General features: G+C 60.1%; 1 protein-coding gene. It reads left to right on the top strand.

Going from position 1 to position 1,032, the window contains the following annotated elements; all coding sequences use genetic code 11:
- Positions 1-67: 67 nt before the first annotated feature.
- A complete protein-coding gene (locus BN1127_RS16555) occupies positions 68-1,030 on the top strand; it encodes an IS1595-like element ISAeme10 family transposase (protein ID WP_042650166.1) in 963 nt (320 codons plus the stop codon).
- Positions 1,031-1,032 lie beyond the last annotated feature (2 nt).

Here is a 1,032-nt window from a genome sequence, read left to right as displayed (position 1 = left end):
GGCGCTGTCCCAGTTATGTGTTGAAAGGCTAACCTTGAAGTAGGTCATCACCCTGAGGGCCTCCATCATGGATACCCAAGCCTTTCAACATCTACTCTCTCTCTTCCCACTGCTCACCTTGCGCCAGCGTCGTCTCGCGCAACATGAACTCGCCGCCCCTCACCCCATCACCTCGTTAGCCACCCAACTCCCCCCTTGCCAATGTTGCCCTCACTGCCAGGCCGAGGCCGCGCAGTTGGCTCCCTGGGGCTGGAGTCGAGGACTGCGTCGCTATCGCTGCAAGCAGTGTCTGCGCACCAGTTCCGTTCTCACCAAGACGCCGCTGGCCCGACTTCGCAAGGCACAGTGCTGGGAAGACTATGCCCAGGCCCTCATCGACGGGCTGACCGTCCGACAGGCTGCCGTCCGCTGCGGAGTCTGTAAAAACACCGCCTTTTTGTGGCGTCACCGCTTCCTGAAAGCCATGGCGAGCCACCAGGCGGTACGGGAAGAGGGTATCGTCGAGGTCGATGAGACCTTCTTCCTGGAGTCGTTTAAAGGGCAACGTGGTTTGCCCCGCCCGGCCCGCCATCGTGGGGGCAAAGGCCGTACCCGAGGCACAGGGTCGGATTACATCCCGGTGATGGTGGTTCAGGACCGGGCTGGCCACCATGCGGATTTTCAGTTGGAGAAAATGAATGCCGAGACGGTGATAGCGGTTTTGGCACCCCTTGTCTCGCCAGATGCGGTGTTGTGTAGCGATGGCGCCGGGGTGTATGCCAGTTTCAGCAAAGCGCAGGGAGTGACCCATCAGGTCGTGCGTAATCGTCAAGGCGAGCGCGTGGTTGGCGCCTACCACATCCAGCATGTGAACGGGTACCACAGGCGGTTGAAAGAGTGGATGGAGCGGTTCCATGGGGTAGCGACCCACTATCTGAGGAATTATCTGGGTTGGCGAAGGATGCTGGAGCGCTATGGACGGGAAGTGACTATCCCACATTGCTTGCAGGAGGCGCTGGGGCGCCCCATGCAACACGTAATTGGGACATAGCC

It is taken from the genome of Aeromonas media, from assembly GCF_000819985.1.
In the GTDB taxonomy this organism is placed as follows: Bacteria; Pseudomonadota; Gammaproteobacteria; order Enterobacterales; family Aeromonadaceae; genus Aeromonas; species Aeromonas media.
This window is presented reverse-complemented; position numbering and strand designations above follow the sequence as displayed.

Coding starts and splice junctions, on each gene's coding strand:
- BN1127_RS16555 (WP_042650166.1), top strand. CDS start 68: ATGGATACCCAAGCCTTTCAACATCTACTCTCTCTCTTCCCACTGCTC.